The organism is Cryobacterium sp. M23, assembly GCF_002929655.1.
GTDB classification, from domain to species: domain Bacteria; phylum Actinomycetota; class Actinomycetes; order Actinomycetales; family Microbacteriaceae; genus Cryobacterium; species Cryobacterium sandaracinum.
This window is the reverse complement of record NZ_PJJV01000060.1, coordinates 13,267-29,708: the sequence shown is the minus strand read 5'-3', so window position 1 is coordinate 29,708 and position 16,442 is coordinate 13,267. Positions and strand designations below refer to the sequence as shown.

Annotated in this window: 11 protein-coding genes and 1 pseudogene; 6 read left to right on the top strand and 6 right to left on the bottom strand. The window is 61.7% G+C overall.

Going from position 1 to position 16,442, the window contains the following annotated elements; translation table 11 throughout:
- Position 1 precedes the first annotated feature (1 nt).
- Genes CXY82_RS05370 through CXY82_RS05360 form a run of 3 tightly spaced genes read left to right on the top strand, consistent with a single transcriptional unit; the run spans position 2 to position 6,289 of the window.
- Positions 2-1,516 (top strand): AAA family ATPase, encoded by a 1,515-nt coding sequence (locus tag CXY82_RS05370; protein WP_104170034.1) that lies wholly within the window; start codon positions 2-4, stop codon positions 1,514-1,516.
- A 52-nt stretch (positions 1,517-1,568) separates the two neighbouring features.
- Complete coding sequence (locus CXY82_RS05365; RefSeq protein WP_104170007.1) at positions 1,569-3,710, top strand: site-specific DNA-methyltransferase; 2,142 nt, start codon at positions 1,569-1,571, stop codon at positions 3,708-3,710.
- A complete protein-coding gene (locus tag CXY82_RS05360) occupies positions 3,707-6,289 on the top strand; it encodes a DEAD/DEAH box helicase (RefSeq protein WP_104170006.1) in 2,583 nt (860 codons plus the stop codon). The genes CXY82_RS05365 and CXY82_RS05360 overlap by 4 nt, the downstream gene beginning before the upstream one ends.
- 33 nt (positions 6,290-6,322) lie before the next feature.
- Here CXY82_RS05360 and CXY82_RS05355 read toward each other — a convergent pair whose 3' ends face one another.
- From CXY82_RS05355 to CXY82_RS05330, 6 genes and pseudogenes are all read right to left on the bottom strand, one after another.
- Positions 6,323-9,286, bottom strand: a complete 2,964-nt coding sequence (locus tag CXY82_RS05355; RefSeq protein ID WP_199180887.1) for an ATP-dependent DNA helicase — start codon at positions 9,284-9,286, stop codon at positions 6,323-6,325.
- A 58-nt stretch (positions 9,287-9,344) separates the two neighbouring features.
- Positions 9,345-9,512 (bottom strand): annotated as a pseudogene (locus CXY82_RS18525) (IS481 family transposase); the annotation flags it as partial.
- Positions 9,513-9,572: 60 nt separating this feature from the next.
- Entirely contained in the window at positions 9,573-10,088 is a 516-nt protein-coding gene (locus tag CXY82_RS05350; RefSeq protein WP_104170005.1) for a DUF1643 domain-containing protein, read from the bottom strand.
- A 113-nt stretch (positions 10,089-10,201) separates the two neighbouring features.
- On the bottom strand, positions 10,202-10,519 hold the full coding sequence (locus CXY82_RS05345) for a hypothetical protein (RefSeq protein ID WP_104170004.1): 318 nt from the start codon (positions 10,517-10,519) through the stop codon (positions 10,202-10,204).
- A 170-nt stretch (positions 10,520-10,689) separates the two neighbouring features.
- Positions 10,690-11,133, bottom strand: coding sequence for a hypothetical protein (locus CXY82_RS05340; RefSeq protein WP_104170003.1), 444 nt, complete (start codon positions 11,131-11,133; stop codon positions 10,690-10,692).
- 899 nt (positions 11,134-12,032) lie between these two features.
- Entirely contained in the window at positions 12,033-12,713 is a 681-nt protein-coding gene (locus tag CXY82_RS05330; protein WP_146069057.1) for a hypothetical protein, read from the bottom strand.
- A gap of 924 nt (positions 12,714-13,637) precedes the next feature.
- Between CXY82_RS05330 and CXY82_RS05325 the strand changes: the two genes are divergently transcribed.
- The 3 genes from CXY82_RS05325 (at position 13,638) to CXY82_RS05315 (ending at position 16,255) form a co-directional block, all read left to right on the top strand.
- Positions 13,638-14,567: a RimK family alpha-L-glutamate ligase gene (locus tag CXY82_RS05325; protein WP_146069056.1), complete on the top strand. Its 930-nt coding sequence runs from the start codon at positions 13,638-13,640 to the stop codon at positions 14,565-14,567.
- A 246-nt stretch (positions 14,568-14,813) separates the two neighbouring features.
- On the top strand, positions 14,814-15,356 hold the full coding sequence (locus CXY82_RS05320) for a GNAT family N-acetyltransferase (RefSeq protein ID WP_104169999.1): 543 nt from the start codon (positions 14,814-14,816) through the stop codon (positions 15,354-15,356).
- Positions 15,356-16,255, top strand: coding sequence for an ABC transporter substrate-binding protein (locus CXY82_RS05315; RefSeq protein ID WP_158252128.1), 900 nt, complete (start codon positions 15,356-15,358; stop codon positions 16,253-16,255). The genes CXY82_RS05320 and CXY82_RS05315 overlap by 1 nt, the downstream gene beginning before the upstream one ends.
- The last annotated feature ends 187 nt before the right edge of the window (positions 16,256-16,442 follow it).

Sequence of the window (16,442 nt, the reverse complement as noted above, 5' to 3'; positions counted from 1 at the left end):
CATGCAGGACGGGACTAGCCACTTTCGGGATCCGCTCGTCGTCGCTTCGAGCCAGGTCCATCATGAGGACGCGGCAGTACTCAACGACCGCGTCTCCGACGAGGCCAGCGTCGAACTCGCCGACATGCTTTCAGGAGCATCGCCCATGGAGCGCTTGCTGCTGAAGGCAGCCGCGGGCGCAGGCAAGTCATACGCACTGAAGCGGCTCGTCGTCGAAGCGACCCAGCATTCGCATGGCCACAGGATCGCGATCACGGCGTTTACGAACAAGCAGGTGCGTGCGCTTGCCGTCTCGCTGGGCGAGTCGCTCGGTAGGGACGCCGTTGCACTGCTTACGAGCAAGGCAGCGTTCGCTGAGACACCGGGCAATGTGCTCAACGCGGCGACGGTCGTTACGTCAACGAAGGATTTGCCGAGCGATGTCAAGGCCGTGGTCGCCACGGTCGCACGCTTCGGGTCGCTGGGCGAACTGAAGCGACTGCGCGACCACTTCGGTCCCGGTGCGAACGGAACAGCACCATTCGACGTGCTGTTCGTCGATGAGGCGTGGCAGATTGCGCATCACCTGTTCGACAAAGTCACGAAGCTCGCGCCGTTGTGGGTGGGCGTGGGTGACGTCGGGCAGCTGCCGCCACTCGAAATCGGCGAGAACCCGTGGAGAGGCGACCCCGGCTACAATCCGTACCGCGCGTGGCCGACCGACTATGACGACGCGCGCACGTGGGCTCGCGAGTTGCCGGCAGTATGGCGTCCGGCCTGGGGACACCTTGCCCTCTGGCGCGCGTTCTATCCCGAGTGGTCGTCCCTCGATTGCGTCGCGGGACCGGGTGACCGGACGATTGACGTCGGTTCGATGGAGGACGGCGTTGCTGAAATTTGGCGTCAGGTGGGTACAGGCGTGCCTACCCTGCTCGAGGTCGCCGGGCTGCCCGATTCCGAAGCCGCCGACATCGACCTGCCGCTCATGGGTTTCGTCGAGGCGCTGGTCGACGAGTTCTTTGCTAGCGAGGCGTCGCTCGTCTCGGCAGTGTACGACAACGACGTGCCGGGCCGCCCGACGGGCGCGTGGGCGACGACGCGCCCGCGAGGGGAGCAGCCAGATCCACTTGTCACGATCCTTGCGACGCGCAACCAGTCGGTCGACGATGCCACAGAGGTGGTCGATCGACTGCAGCGGAAGTACGACTTGACCGACAGGGACATTGTCGCGTCAACGGTCGACTCTTGGCAGGGCCAGACGAGCGGTATCACGATCGCAGTGCACCCGCTGAACGGGGCGAACGAGCTCGACGCGTTCAACTCGGCGTTTGGCCGCCTTGCCGTTGCGTGCACGAGGGCGACCCACGGCCTCCTCATGGTGGCGCGGCCAGGGCTGGACGAGCTTCTCGCGAATGCTCCCGCACGACCGGGTACGCCGTTCGGCGAGCCTGGCACGCGCCAACTTCCTCGGCAAACCCACGCGCGTATCCTCGCGACGTTCGCGCGAGGGGTTATCGACGTGTCGGATGACGAGTGACCGCCAAGATGGATGAATCGAACTTTGTGCCCAATCCCGATGAAGGAGTGCCGTGTCCCGCCTGAATGATCTGCTGAGGCGGCTCGAGACCGTCGATCGCGCGCTCGGCCAAGACTTGAAACGCGAGGTCGACGCCCTCACCGACCGCCGCGCGTTCGGTCTCAACTTCGAGCGCCACGCGCCAGAAGCAGTCGAGCTTCCCGGCCGCCCCGTTCGCCGCACAGATAAGGTGCGAATCCTTGCGCCGCGCGGCTCGAAGGTAAGCATTGGTGACCAGCGGTTGTGGCGCGTCGTGGCAATCGCGAAGGACTTCGCGGGCACGCGCACGGGAACGCTCGAGCTCATAGAGGACGAGACGGAGACGACCGAGGCGCTCGTCGATGACCTAGTTGTGGTCGCCGAAATCCGCGACGCAATCTACCCCGGGCTCGTCTCGACCGGAAAGGTGGAGCGCGGCGGCGATAAGCCGTACCACGCCGTCATCAACGCCGAGAACTACCACGCGCTCCAGACGCTGCTCTTCACCCACCGCGCGAAGGTCGACGCAATCTACATCGACCCTCCCTACAACACCGGCGCGAAGGACTGGAAATACAACAACGATTATGTCGAGGGAGAGGATCTCTACCGGCACTCGAAGTGGCTCGCGTTCATGGAACGCCGGCTCAAGATTGCGAAAGAGCTACTAAACCCAGCCGACTCAGTTCTCATCGTGACTATCGATGAGAAGGAGTATCTCCGGCTGGGGCTGCTGCTGGAACAGACGTTCTCCGACGCGCGGATTCAAATGGTGTCCGCGCGAATCAATCCCTCGGGGGTGGCGCGCGGCGGCGAGTTCCGCCGAAGCGACGAGTACATCTATACCGTCCGAATCGGCGAGAGTGTTGTCGAGCCCGTGGTACTTGGCCCAGAGTGGGAGATTGAACAGAGGCGCGGAGCGAACGAGGACCTGGCGTGGAACAAGCTTCGCCGTACTGGTACAAACACCGCTCGGACCGATAGGCCCAACCTGTTCTACCCCTTGTTCATTCGGTCGAGCGATCGCCAACTCGTCGGTGTCGGTGAGCCCCTGCCGCTCGATGCTAGTCTCGAGACCGTTTCAGGGCCGGAGGGCACAACAAGTGTGTGGCCGATTCGAGCCGACGGTTCTGAGGGGAACTGGCAGATTGGACCGGCTAGCGTCCGCACCGCCCACCAGCGCGGCTTCGTTCGGATTGGCAATCCGAATGTCCGCGGCTATGCGGTCTACTACCTCAAGGCGGGCGAACAGCAGAAAGTGAATTCTGGATACTTCAACGTAACTGGCCACCGGCCCGATGGGTCTGTGATGGTGGCTCGCGGCGAAGGAGCAGATAGCGGGGTGGTGCCCACGACACAGTGGGTGGTGACGGGTCATGATGCGGCTACGCACGGTTCGCGTATGCTCCTCTCTATGATCCCGGGTCGGAAGTTTCCGTTCCCCAAAGCGTTGTATGCGGTCGAGGATGCTCTTCGATTCTTCGTCTCGAAGAAGCCCAATGCCGTGATCCTCGACTTCTTTTCCGGCTCAGGTACCACCGCTCACGCGGTGATGCGCCTGAATAAGCAGGATGCGGGACGACGCCGCTCGATCAGCGTCACTAACAACGAGGTCGCAGCCGACGAACAAAGGCGTCTGCGGGCAGCGGGCCTTCGACCCGGGGATCCCGAGTGGGAGAAGTGGGGAATCTGTGACTACATCACAAAGCCCCGCGTCGCAGCGGCGATCACCGGGAAGACGCCGGATGGCGATCCGATCAAGGGCGACTACAGGTTCACTGACGAATTCCCGATGGCGGACGGCTTCAATGAGAACGTGGAGTTCTTCACCCTCACTTACCAGGCGCCACTGCGTGTTTCATCGAATCGCGAGTTCGCACAGGTTGCGCCATTGCTGTGGCTGCGAGCCGGTTCGGAGGGGCGAAGGATTGAGGACATCACGGCGGGCTGGGATGTTGCCGACACCTACGGTGTACTCGCAGACCTGAACCAGTCGGGCGCATTCCTCGAAGCCGCCGCTGGGAAGACCAAATTCCGGACGGCCTTCATTGTGACCGACGAGGATCGCCTGTTCGAGGCGGTCGTGCGCGAGCTGCCCGATAACGTTGAGCCGGTGCGTCTGTACGAGGCTTACTTGCACAACTTTGAGATAGAGACACGCCGGAGCACGCTATGAAGTTCACGCTGAAGGACTACCAGGAGGATGCAGTCGACGACGTTCTCAACACGCTCGAGCGTGCCCGCGCGGCGTGGGTGAGGGACGGCGACGAGACCTCGATCGCGCTCACAGCTCCGACCGGTGCAGGGAAGACGGTCATGGCTGCTGCAGTGATTGAGGCGCTGTTCTTCGGCTCGGAAAAGTTCGACGTCGAGCCCGACGAGGGCGCGGTCGTACTGTGGTTCTCAGACGACCCAAACCTCAACGAGCAAACGCGAATGCGTCTCATGGATGCGTCCGAGAAGTTCACGTCGTCCGATCTCATCGTGATCGAGCCGCCGTTCGCGCAGCCTAAGCTCGACCCGGGGCGCGTTTACTTCCTCAACACGCAGAAGCTGTCGAAGAACTCAAAGCTCACCCGCGGCCACGTGGCCGACGAGAGCCAGCTCGACCTGACCGAAGTCCGTACCCCCGACCTGCAGGGATACACGATTTGGGAGACGATCGCTAACACGATCGCCGACGAGGACCGCACGCTGTACCTCGTGCTCGACGAGGCGCACCGTGGGTTCAACACGAACACCAGCCGCGACAAAACCACGCTCGTGCGACGCCTCGTGCAGGGTCATGCCGGGTACCCACCGATCCCAATCGTTTGGGGCATTTCGGCGACCATTGAGCACTTCCGTACTGCGATGACAGAGGCCGACGCGTCGAAAGACCGTCGCGCATTCCCGCCCGTTATGGTGGATCCTACGCGCGTGCAGGAGTCGGGTCTTGTTAAGGACATCGTCAGCCTCGACATCCCCAACGAGGCGGGCAACTTCGACACCACGCTTGTCAAGCTCGCGGCGCAGAAGCTGGTGGCCTCGTCCGGGCGATGGGCCGAATACTCGAGGGACCAGGGCTTCACCGAGAAGGTCGTCCCGTTGCTTGTACTGCAGACACCGAACACCCCGGACCCTGACGAGATTGGTCGCGCACTCGACGTTATCGCCGAGGTGATGCCCGAGCTGCACAGCGGCAACGTCAGCCACGTGTTCGGTGAGCATTCCAGACAGCACTTCGGCCGCTGGGCCGTCGAGTGGATCGAGCCGCAACGCGTGCAGGAGGCGTCCGCCGTGCGCGTGCTTATAGCAAAAGACGCGATCTCGACAGGGTGGGACTGCCCGCGTGCCGAGGTCATGTTGTCATTCCGTCCCGCGAAGGACAACACGCACATCACGCAGCTTCTAGGTCGGATGGTGCGCAGCCCGCTCGCGCGCCGCGTTCCCGGTGACGAGGCGCTTAATGCAGTGGAATGCATCCTGCCGTTCTTCGACCGCACCACAGCCGGTAAGGTCGTGCGGTATCTCACAGGACAGCTCGACGAGATGCCAGGTACCGGTGGCACCAAAAAAATCCTTCTTGATGGTCGTGAGCTGCGCTCCAACCCCGCGATCCCTGAGGCTGTGTGGGAGCTATGGGACACCCTTCCCACGCAGACCCTCCCGAAGCGCGGTGCCCGTCCCGTCAAGCGTCTTGTGGCTCTCGCACAGTCGCTCGCGATGGACGGCGTGCACCCACGAGCCCTCGCCGTTGCCGAACGTGAGATGCACCTGGTACTCGACACGTATGCTACGCGCTATGGCAGCCTGCTCGACGAGCAGATCGACGAGGTGTTGCGCGTCCAGCTGCAGCAGATTCTTGGTACCTCGACGTCGACCAAGCTCACGTACCGCGACTTCTCCATGCGCGCGGACGATCGGGCGATCCGGTCGGCGTTCGAGGATGCGAAGAAAGCGTTCGGTGCCGACATCGCCCATTCCTACGTGAACTATCTCGCGGGAGAGGGCGAAGACGACGAACTGCGCGACGCCTACGTACGCACGGCCGCGCTCGCCATGATCAAGGAGATCCGCGAGAAGGTCGACCAGGAGTCGACCGAGCTGGTTGACCGCTGGTTCGCGCGGCACCGCGTTGCGATCAAGGCATTGCCCGACGTGCGCCAGCAGGACTATGAGGACATCCGCGCGATGACCACGGATCCACAGCGCGGGGAGCTCGGCCGACCTCGGTCACGCTTGGAAGACTTCATGGTTCTCGAAGCCGACGACCAGCTAGCCGACGCCCCACTTATTGGCCTGCACCTTATGTCTGACGCCGACGGGATGTTCCCGATGTCGTCGCTCAATGCGTGGGAGAAGAAGGTCGTGCTCGCCGAGCTCGCCGTGCCGGGTGCGGTCGGGTGGTACCGCAACCCGCCGCGGTCCGCATTCGACTCACTGGGCATCGCCTACCGCGACGCACAAGGCAACTGGCGCACGATGTATCCCGACTTCGTGTTCTTCCATAAGGTCGGCGGCGAGGTCAAGGCGTCCATCGTCGACCCGCACGGCACCCACCTCGACGACGCCGTCCTCAAGCTAAAGGCACTCGCGGAGTTCGCGCAGGAGTACGGCGACGCGTTTCACCGGGTAGAGGCTGTCGCTGCGGTCGGGAATGCAATGAAGGTGCTTGACATGACGATCCCCGCGGTGCGCGACGGGGTGCTTCACGACGACAAGTCCGCGATCGATTTCTACAAGGCCGACTTCGCGATCGAGTATGGCGTGTGAATTGTGAGGGGCCGGACGGCCCTCGCCGGCCCGTCACCGCTGCGGTGCGGCCGAGCATATGTTTCGCACGTCGCACTCGCGGCATTTGCGGCGGCCCGGCTTCGGCTCGAAGTCGCGCCGGCGCAGGCTGTCGAGCGTCGCGATAATCTGAGTCTCAGCTTTCGTGACGGCGTCTTTGTCGATAGGAACGTCGAAGCGCCGCTCGGCTCCGAGGTCGTGTATGAAGGCGGCGCCAACGTCGAGCCCCTCGCGGCGGCCGGCTTCGGAGTAGATCTGCAGTTGTAGAGGGTCGATCTGCCCGCCCGTGGACGTCTTGTAGTCAACAATCGCGAGGCGACCGACCTGACCGCCCTGGTTGTCGTAGATCACGTCGGCCCGGCCAGAGATCACGGCCCCGTCGATATACAGTTCGAACGGACGCTCGGTCGCCCATGTCCGCAGCAACTCCGTCGAGTGGTCGTTCACGTAGCGCATCACGAGTTTGCGTGCTTTCTCGCGCATCTCTTTGTGACCGGCTTTGTTGGCGTAGGGCAGGAAGAATTCGGAATCGAGCAGCTGGTCGACCTGATGCGCCGTGGGTACTGTGCCCGTTGCCTGCGTTCGCTCGGCCAGTACGCGCATTGTGTGGTGTACTGCGTTGCCATAGCCCATTTCCGGCTGGATCGCCGGCATGAAGCCAAGCTCGTTCTTTAGCAGGTAACTGCGCGGGCACGACTCGAACGTCGCGAGCTCGCTGTAAGTTATAGCCAGGTCAGCTCCGGACAAGAATCCCTTGCTCGTCGCCGAGGTCGGGGTCCCTGCCGTGTCGTAGGCGTTCACGACCTCTGCGTAGTAAGGCGATGCAGCGCGGTTCTTTCCGCCGTTGAGGCGAGAGAAGCTCGACAACAGCACCGCGTCGCGGGCACGCGTGATTGCGACGTAGAACAGGCGGCGCTCGTCGGCGTCGGTGCCCTCATAACGCTGCTCGTCGAAGCGGCCGAGCAATTCCTCGGGCCAAACCTGGGCGCGTCCGCTCATGCTTGACGGGAAACGCGTCTTCACTAGTGACGGCAGGAACACGACAGGCCACTCCAGACCTTTCGATCCGTGAATAGTGCCCAGCGCGACACCGTCGTCGAGGTGGCCCTCCTCGCCAGCGAAGTCGTCGTAGTTGCTTACCGCGTAGTTCGTTAGCAGGATCGCGAGATTCTTGTAGAACCACAGACCGCCGCTGCGTCCGCCGACTTGCTCGCCAGGCTTGGCTTGATCCCTCCGAGACCGCCAGCTGACGCCCTCGTAGTCGGCGAGCACGGTCGTGAACCGGGCGATCGTGCCAAGGCGATTGCGGGTGAGTTCATCGGACAGGTCCCACTTCTTAACGCCGAGCATCCCCATCAGCTCGTAGAAGTCGCGCACGAGACTCTCGTTGAACGAGCTCGCCAGAGCTTTTTGCTTCCAACCCTCGAGGTGCGCCGAGAGCTTCGGGCGCGTCTCGTCGGGGAGGTCGAACGCGGCGGTGTAGTCGTCGACCAGCCGCTCCAGGGTGATCCGCTGCCGCTGCCCGTACTTTGCTGTGGTCCAGTCGATGTCGCTGATCCACGCGTAAGTTGCACCGAACACTTGGGGTTCGGACTGTGCGAACAGGCCCGAACGACCGCCCGCTTGCACGGGGATTCCGGCCTTCGCTAGGGCGTCCATCAGTGCGGGGTACGCTGCCCGACCGCGTACGAGCATCGCCATGTCGCGGTATGGGAGGCCTTTCGTGTGGAGGTCCACGATCTGGCGGGCGATCTCGTCTGCCGCGTCGTGCTCGCTGCCCGGGTCGCGTGAGAGAGCGACACTCGATCCGTCGGCCTCGCGGAACGGCAGCATCTGTTTGGCGATGCGGCCGGGTATCGTCTGCGCGAACAGGTTCGCGACCTCGACGATGCCGGGGCGCGAACGGCGGTTCGTGAGGAGCTTGAACTGAGCAACGGCTGGGTACCGGTCGGCAAACGTAACGATGTTCGCGACCGACGAGCCACGCCACTGGTAGATCGCCTGGTCATCGTCGCCCACGACAACGACGTCGGCGGTGCCATGCGGCTTCGCGAGCAGCTCAACTAGCTTCTCCTGCGCGGGGTTAACGTCCTGGTATTCGTCGACGATGAGGTGGCGCAGGGGAGCAGTGACCGCTGCCAGGACCGTCGGATCGGCAAGCGCTTCAACCGCGCGCACAATCTGCGTGCCGAACGACATGAACTGAAAGCGGTCGAGCGTCGCGTAGTACGCATGCACAGCGGTTTGGAAATCACTCGCCGGTAGCGACTCGACGTCAATTAGCTCGTTCTCGATCACGTCAATGCCGCGCTGGAACGTCCCGATGCTCTTGAAGGTTCCGTCATTCGGTGTCAGGTCGTTGATGCCGATGAACCGGCACTCCTGGTAGACAAAGTTTGTTAGTTGGCTCGCGTCGAGCGGCGTGTACGTCTCGTAGCGCGGCACGTGCGTCTGCAGCATGCGGAAACAATAAGCGTGGATCGTACCGACAAACAGGCGACCCAGTTGATCCGTTGCCTCGGCGCCCATCCGGGCGGTAACGCGCTCGCGGATACGCTCCTTCAGCTCGGAGGCAGCCTTCTCGGTGAATGTGAACGCCACGATCGACTCGGGAGCCTCGCCGTCGGCGAGCAGCGACGCCACGCGCTGCGAAACGACCTCGGTCTTGCCAGACCCGGCCGCCGCGATGATCTGGATGTGGCTGCCTCGATGTGCGACCGCCTTCGCGGCGTCGCCTTCAAGCTGCGGGATATCAGAGCTTGTCACCGAGGGACCTTGAGTGACAGGGGCGATTCGAAGGCCGGGCAGGATGGGTGTAGGCAGGGGAATGGCGAGGGTCGCTGCCTTGGCAAGCGGGGAGACCGCGGTGAATGGCTTCGGAATCTGAATTATCGCCGTCTTGGCAGGCGGCACCCACTTGAACTTCACTGCCACCCCTGCTCGTCGGTCTGGGGTCAGCCTATCGTCGAGGTCGAGCATTCCCCGTCGCCCCCACCGTCAGGTTTACGACGAACGAGTTTGAGAATTCAGCCTCCTCCGGCAGGCGCAGGTGGTAGCCGATCCGGTGCGGTCCGCACCGCAGGGTGAAGCGCCGCGTGATGATGCTATGCTCCGTGCGCTTGGCCGACGAGCGGTCGGCCAGGCAGGCCAGACCCGTCGCCCGGTAACGGCACACACGTCGCGATCCAGATGCGGGTGTTGCTTGCGGCGACGCCGACCGGTTTTGTCCGGCAATCGGTTCGCTGTCTGGTCCTTCAGCGTCGACTTAGCCCGTTGGGACACTGTTGGTCAGGCTGCCTTTGGGAATGACCTCTTTGAGGACGACTGGGAGCGCCTCAGAGAATGTCAGGGACGGATGCTGCGCATGGGTATGACGATGCCACCGAGACGGATGGCGTGGCTGCCCGTCTATCATCCAGACGGTGAGGCCAAGAAAGTCGATCTCAGTCTGGAGCCACGCCAACTGATCCCGGAAATGGTACCGAGCGGCACCTGATGGCTCCTGACAGCCATAGGCCAGAATCACCGCATCAGCGGTTTTGAGGGCTGCGGTCAGTTCCGAGCGGGCAGCGATCCATCCCTCGGGTTCGACGCCGGCGATGGTTATGCCGCGAGTGCGATAGGTGGAGATGGAGAACACGTTGGCGATGGAGACTGTTGAGTGGCCGAGCGTCTCCTTTGCCAGTTGCACTCGTTGGAGCGTGCGCGCCCCGCTCGTGGTCGGAGGGTTCGAGAGGATCACCAGGAGGTGACCATCCCGAAGTGGAGGAGTTGGGAGCATCGCTTATCGAACCCTTATGGGGTCGACTGCGGTCTCGCGGGTCCTGTGGCCGACCTGAGCCAGCGTCTCTCCCAGAATGTCGCATTGCCTCCCAAGACTTACTCGAAGGTTGTTCACAGTCTGTCGATCCAGGTGTCTTCCTCGCGGTCTGCCCAAGCGTTGCCTGTGCGTTCGGTTCCCAGGGCACGAGTCCGCTCTGCGAGCCCGAGAATGAGCTGCTGTGCGTGCGAAGCCTGCAACTCGTCGGGGGAGCGCACCCGTTGGGCAGTGAGCTGAAAGACGACCTCGAATTGCGCTCGCGCGTCCAGCACTCCGAGGCATTTAAATGCCTCGCGAATCGTGCTGCGTTGCTCTGATGAGATCATTAGGGGCATGGCTGCCGAGACCGCGGGAGGGCCGCCAAGGTCAAACAGCGAAAGTTCATCGGGCATGTGAATGGTTCCTCTGGAGGACTGGGCATTTGCGAATTGATGTCAAGACGAACTTCAACGGTACCCCGGGGAAGCAGGTCGCCCTCGGCCACGAACTGGAGACTTCCTGCCGCTATCGGCCAGGCAGCGGCAGGAAGGCACTAAGCGAGAGTGCGAGACGCTCCGTCGATCTACCGCACGCCCGGGATTTCGCCGAACTGGGCCTCAAACAGACGCGCCCAGGTGTGCGCCGCAGCCATGTCGAGCCCAAAGATGGGTGCACCCACGAGCGCGCCGGGCAACCGGTAGATGGCCACACCGTTCTTCGTGCCCAGGTAGTCGACACCAGCTCCGACGCGGGCCCTGAGGGCGACGAGGACCGAGTGGGCATTGCGCTTCGTGCTCCGGGTGGCGAATGGGACGTGTGTCAGCCCGGTGTCCGCGCTCGCCGCAGCACTCTGAAGGTCTGCGAGCAGTCGCACCATTTCCTCAGGGACGAGATCCGTGTCCCCGAGCCACAGCTGTTCGATTACCTCGGTGCCCGTCATTCCGTCCCGCAGCTGCGCGAACGTTTCGTAACCGTCGATGCTCCAGACCTCGACCGTGACGCCGACGGGCATGGAGGGCTGCAGCATCCCGGTCAGGTGCTGGGCGATGTCGGCCGGACACGTCTCTGCGTCAAAGAGGTCAGCGATTTTCGCTGAGATCGAGGTGGGCTAGCGGGGTGGTCGTGTTCTTCATGGTGCTCCAGGGGTGTGAGCGGCTCGAGCAGGATGATACGACTCTTCGTGATGAAGCTCACCCGGTCGATCGAGACGTGGAATAGAGGACCGGCTGGTCGCTCCACCGAGTACATGCGCGGGATGGGGTCGCCGGCGCGCGGGGATTTCAGTGGCGGGCTGCCGGCCGAGCCGCAAGGCGTCCCGGTGATGATGTGCGACGAGGCTTCGGAGGCTATAACGGGGGTGGGTGGCCGGTCGCTGGCCCGGTTGATCCGGGAAGGTGCCTGTCCCGGGGAGTGCGCCGGGGCTTGTCATATGAGCCCTTATCGGCACAACTTCGCCTTCATTCCACTCGAATTGAGGGGTCGGCGGGTAAGTCTTAGCCGAGTTCGCACAACGCTTGAAATCGGTCACTCCCGATCGGAATCTCCGCATTGATCTCCCGGGACCACGAGGAGTGGGCGTGCGACCAGTTCTTGACGGTGACCGGTCCGTTTTGGGTGAAGATCCTTGCTTTCAACGGGTATGTGGAGGGCCACGTTCCAACTGTTACAACGAGGTCGCCGGCAAGCTCGCCGCTCGGGGCGCCACCGCTCCATGTGCACGTGTATCGACCGCCGGGGAACGCGTTCACATTGCTCAGAATAAAGACAGCGGCGATAGTGATGGCGACCCACACCCAGGGCCGCTTGAGGAACGGTTTTAGGGGCGCATTCGTCGCAGATTGGACAGACATGGGGTTCCTCGCGGTCAGTGGGTGGACGTACGTAGGTTGGTGATTCTCGCGGGCGAGATCAGCACAACGGCGAGCACTACTCGTAGATCGATATCAGACTTGGGTCTTCGAGTTCGATCTGGGCGACCCCGTTGTACACGGTAATGAGGCCCGACGTGCAAAGCCGCGAACCGTACGCGATGGGTTCGAGTCCACCGACATCCCAGACGACGATCTGGAAGCGCTGTGGATCGGGGTAGTCGAGCCCGAGGTTGAGGAAGAGATCGTCATCGGAGTAGCCGTTCCCAGCGAGCGGTCCGCAAACGCGCTGCTCGGTTCCGGCGTAGCCGACCGCCTCGTTCCAGGCGATTCCGCCGCCGGGCTGTTCGACCGGCGCGGGCGCAGCGGCTGCAGCGCTTCCGCTTGTGCAAAGTCCGTCGGCGCGCAGCAGGTCGATGGCTTCCAGCACGAGGTACTGGTTGAGTTCGTCGCAGGAGTCAGGTCCAAGCGTCCCCTGTGCTGAGACTCTCGCCGAGGTGTAATCGACGAGGATGTTGTATTCGTGCGAGCAGTTCTCGGTTAGCCATTGAAACTTCGAGTCGGTCGCGCCAGAGGTGTCATCGATACGCACGCTCTGCAGAGCGCTCGCAAGTACCTCGTCGCAGTCGGGCATCTGGTTTGACTGGTTACTGCTTCCGTAGCTGCAGCCAGTGAGGAGGAACGCCGATGTAAGAATGCCGACGGCAATCCATCGCGCAGCGCGCAGAGTCTGGGCCACGGCTCTCCTTGGTTCGGCTTTGGACGTTTCCAATAGGAGACTAGGCCCTCGGACGTGGCCGGCAGTGGCCGAGACGTACCCCCGTTCTGGCGGCAGACCGACTTCGCCACACGCCGACTTCTGGGGCATCGACTGAGTCGAAAGGCGACACCGGGCGGACGCTCGATTTCAGGAGACTGCCCTGGTGCCGGCCATGATCATAAAGATCGCGGCCATCGGAACCGGCGGAACGGCGGCGGCAGCGAACTAAGGGACCCTGTCCTATACGCCCTCGGCCTCTCCATGCGAAAGGCCACACTCGGGCCGGTTCTGGATTGGCCTGCTTTCCTGCACGCCAGCAGAGAGGCCTGTCGTGACGTAGTACATCGCGCCGAGGGACACTTCATCGATAGACGTGGATACGGTCGTTTCCAGACCGGATGCACAGGCGTCGCCGGTCATCAGGGTGAAGTTGGCGCACCAGGTCTATTCACCCGTGCAGTAACTCCTCTGAGCCATATTGAGATGCACGGCATCAGATATGACAGCGGACACACCCCAGTTCTGGGGCGACCCGCACTCGAAAGGTTGAGACTGACCGAACGTCCAGGAAGCTCCTGTTCACCGCCGGAAGGAGACTCACCACGGCGTCCACGGATTTCGGGAAACGTCTCTCGTGACCGCAACTAACCCGCCCTGCGGGGGCATGGAGCTAGATTGACGGCGACAGCACCGTCGGAGCAGCGACGCTCGATCTACTTCGCAGCTTCTCGGTCGTGCTCGCCGTCGGAAGGTTTTGTGCCTCCTCCGCGATCACACGGCCACAGCCGACGAACTGCGGCGAGTCAAAACCGCCATTAACCTACGCTAACCTAACCCGAGAGGGGTCGGTAGGGGCGACAAATCAGGCAGTGTCGTCTCGAAAAAAATGGGGGAACAAGCCAGATGAGAGCACTATTCGTTGGGCTGGTGGTAACCGACCACTATGACGGCGGTGGTCACACTGACCATGACACACCGTCCGTTATCGAGGCACTGTTTCGAGAGGGGATAACTGCCGTCCCAACGGTGTGGCACGATGAACGTACCGATTGGTCCTCTTTCGACGCAATAGTCATTCGTTCGCCTTGGGACTATTCCAATCGATCGTCAGAGTTCGATGATTGGTTGCAACGCGTGGCCATGCAGACTCGCGTCTTTAACAATCCAGAGCTCATCAGATGGAACTTGAACAAGCGCTACCTCGATGAACTTCATTCATGCGGTATCCCGATAATTCAGACCTCGTACTGCACGGACCTTCGTGAGGTAATAACCTCTGTTCACTCGCTCTCGTCCTCCTGGCAGGTTATCAAGCCCTCAATCTCAGCCGGCTCGCGAAACACGGGGCTTTTCCGTAAGGAAGATGACGCACTATTCGGCCTCGCTCAGCGCATCCTCGATGCTGGCAAGGAAGTCATGATCCAACCTGAGGTTGCGTCGCTCTCTGCCGGACGAGAAAAGGCGTTGTTCTATTTCGGCGGACGGTTCTCACATGCCATCACGAAGGGAGCGCTACTCGCTCGCGGCGGTGGTTTTCTGAGTGGCTCCTATCAAGAGACTCCACGATCCGCGAGCGCCGAGACGGAGGAACTCGCCCTTGGGGACCTATCAATGGCAGCCATTCGCGAGATGAGTCGCAGACATGAATGGGCAAGCGACGGCGCAAACCCTCCTGTTTACGCGAGATTCGACGTGGTTATTGATGAACAGCAGGGTCCGCTACTGATCGAGGCTGAACTGTTCGAGCCATCTCTTTACGTGCACGACAACCCACAGGCTGCGCGTCAATACGCAAAGGCAGTAGCGGACCAACTAGTACGTGTGAGTCCGTGAATGGTTCAGAATCACTCGGATTTCGCGAACGCCGAACCTCACCACCTCGTGCACTACATGCTGCTTGCCAATCCTCCGGTCTATCTGGGTACCGCCGTAGATTCAGCGATAGGGTCGCCGCTCTATGGGATGGGTCGCACGACAACGCGTGAAATCCCCAGCGCACGCAGTTTTGAGGCTGCGTGGACATCAATGGTAGGCGGCGGTATGCCCGACGCAGCCGTAAGTCAGGGTCGCGGGTACTAGATGCGCACGGATGCCAGACTCGTAATCGAAGCGATGGAAACTTCCATGTGCCCCGAGGTGATCACCTGGGTAAATGACAAGACAACACACTTCCACTGGACAGGGAACACATGGGCATACCCAGTTGGAACCGCAGATTTCGAATCGCACGTAGTGACGATTCAGGCAGATCCTGACCAAAGCGCTTTCGCGTTGCGTGACCCGCAGAGCCAGCGTTTGATTGGCTACTTCGAGATCGGAAGTATCGACGTGGCCAATCACTTTGGTCGTCTCGAGCGGTTCCTGATCGGCCCCCAAACCGCGAGGGGGCGAGGGCTGGGTCAGGCTGCGATGCGCGTTATTGAAGACCAGTTCTTTGAAGACGCACGCTTTCATCGCTTCGAGCTCGTCGTGGCGACTGACAATTTGCCCGCGATTGCGTGCTATCAGAGAGCAGGATTTCAAGTTGAGGGCTTTTTAAGAGAGTCCCGGAGTTTTGGAGACGAATGGCGGTCGGTGCTGATCATGGGCATGTTGCGCAGTGAATGGGAGGCGTCGCGCTGATGGAAGGTGCAGCAACTTGGGCAATTACCGGAATCACGACACTCACTGCCATCCTCGGCGTTGTGTTCGCGTGGCCGAGTTTCTCCGACTGGCATCGTCAGCGGCGTACTGAAGCTGAACCTGTCCATAACTTCGAGTCGACCTCGGCACTTGCGATGATGCAAGCGCGGCAAACGATCCGGGTCGGGTGCATTCCATTTCCACCCTTAATCAGCTATTCCCGATCAGCAGGAGGAGCCGCGGGGTTATACGCAACGGCGTTTGACGACATCGGAGTCCGCAACGGGCTCACCATTGAGTACGTGCCCGTCAGAAATGACGACGCGATGCGGCAGCTCAATGAAGGGAAGATCGATGTGGTGGCATGTCTCCTGGAGACTCCGGAGCGCGCCCGCAATGCCTCCTTCACCGCACGAATTCACCAGATGGCAATTTGCGGTGTAGTTCGTCGTGACTCAACGAAGATCAAAACCCGGGCAGACCTGCGAAGGGCAGACGTGAGGGCGATTGTCGTTGAAGGCGAGATCGGCGCTGAAGTGGCACGAACTCATCTCGGCATGTCAGCGGATAATGGTCGACTGCAAGAGATAGTCACGAATGATGTCTCGTCAATTTTTGCCCAGGTGATGTCGCGTCATGCTGATGTCGCCATCACCGACGGCGTAACTTGTGCCGACTATCTCTCCGGGAACGAGGACGCACAAGACTTGCTGATGATCCGCTTTATGGAAGATCCTCTCTGGCTTGTCCCGTGCGGTCTGATGATCAAACACGAGGTCGATGATTCCCTGTCGTTATGGCTGGACGAACAAGTTCGGGTCTCTCTCCGCGCTCCACTAGCTGAAGCAGCCAATCTCGCTTTGCTAGATCGATATCGCAACCTGCTGCGCGAAATGTGACTGGTAGTGCAGACCATCTGGCCAGGCGGCCCGCTGGGTACTGAACGAACCAGGGCAGACGTGGGATGGAGGACCGGCTGGTCGCTCCACCGACAACATGCACGGGATGGGTTTGCCGGCGTGCGGGAATTTCATTCGCGGGCTGCCGTCCGAGCCGCAAGGCGTCGTGGTGATGATGTGCGATGAG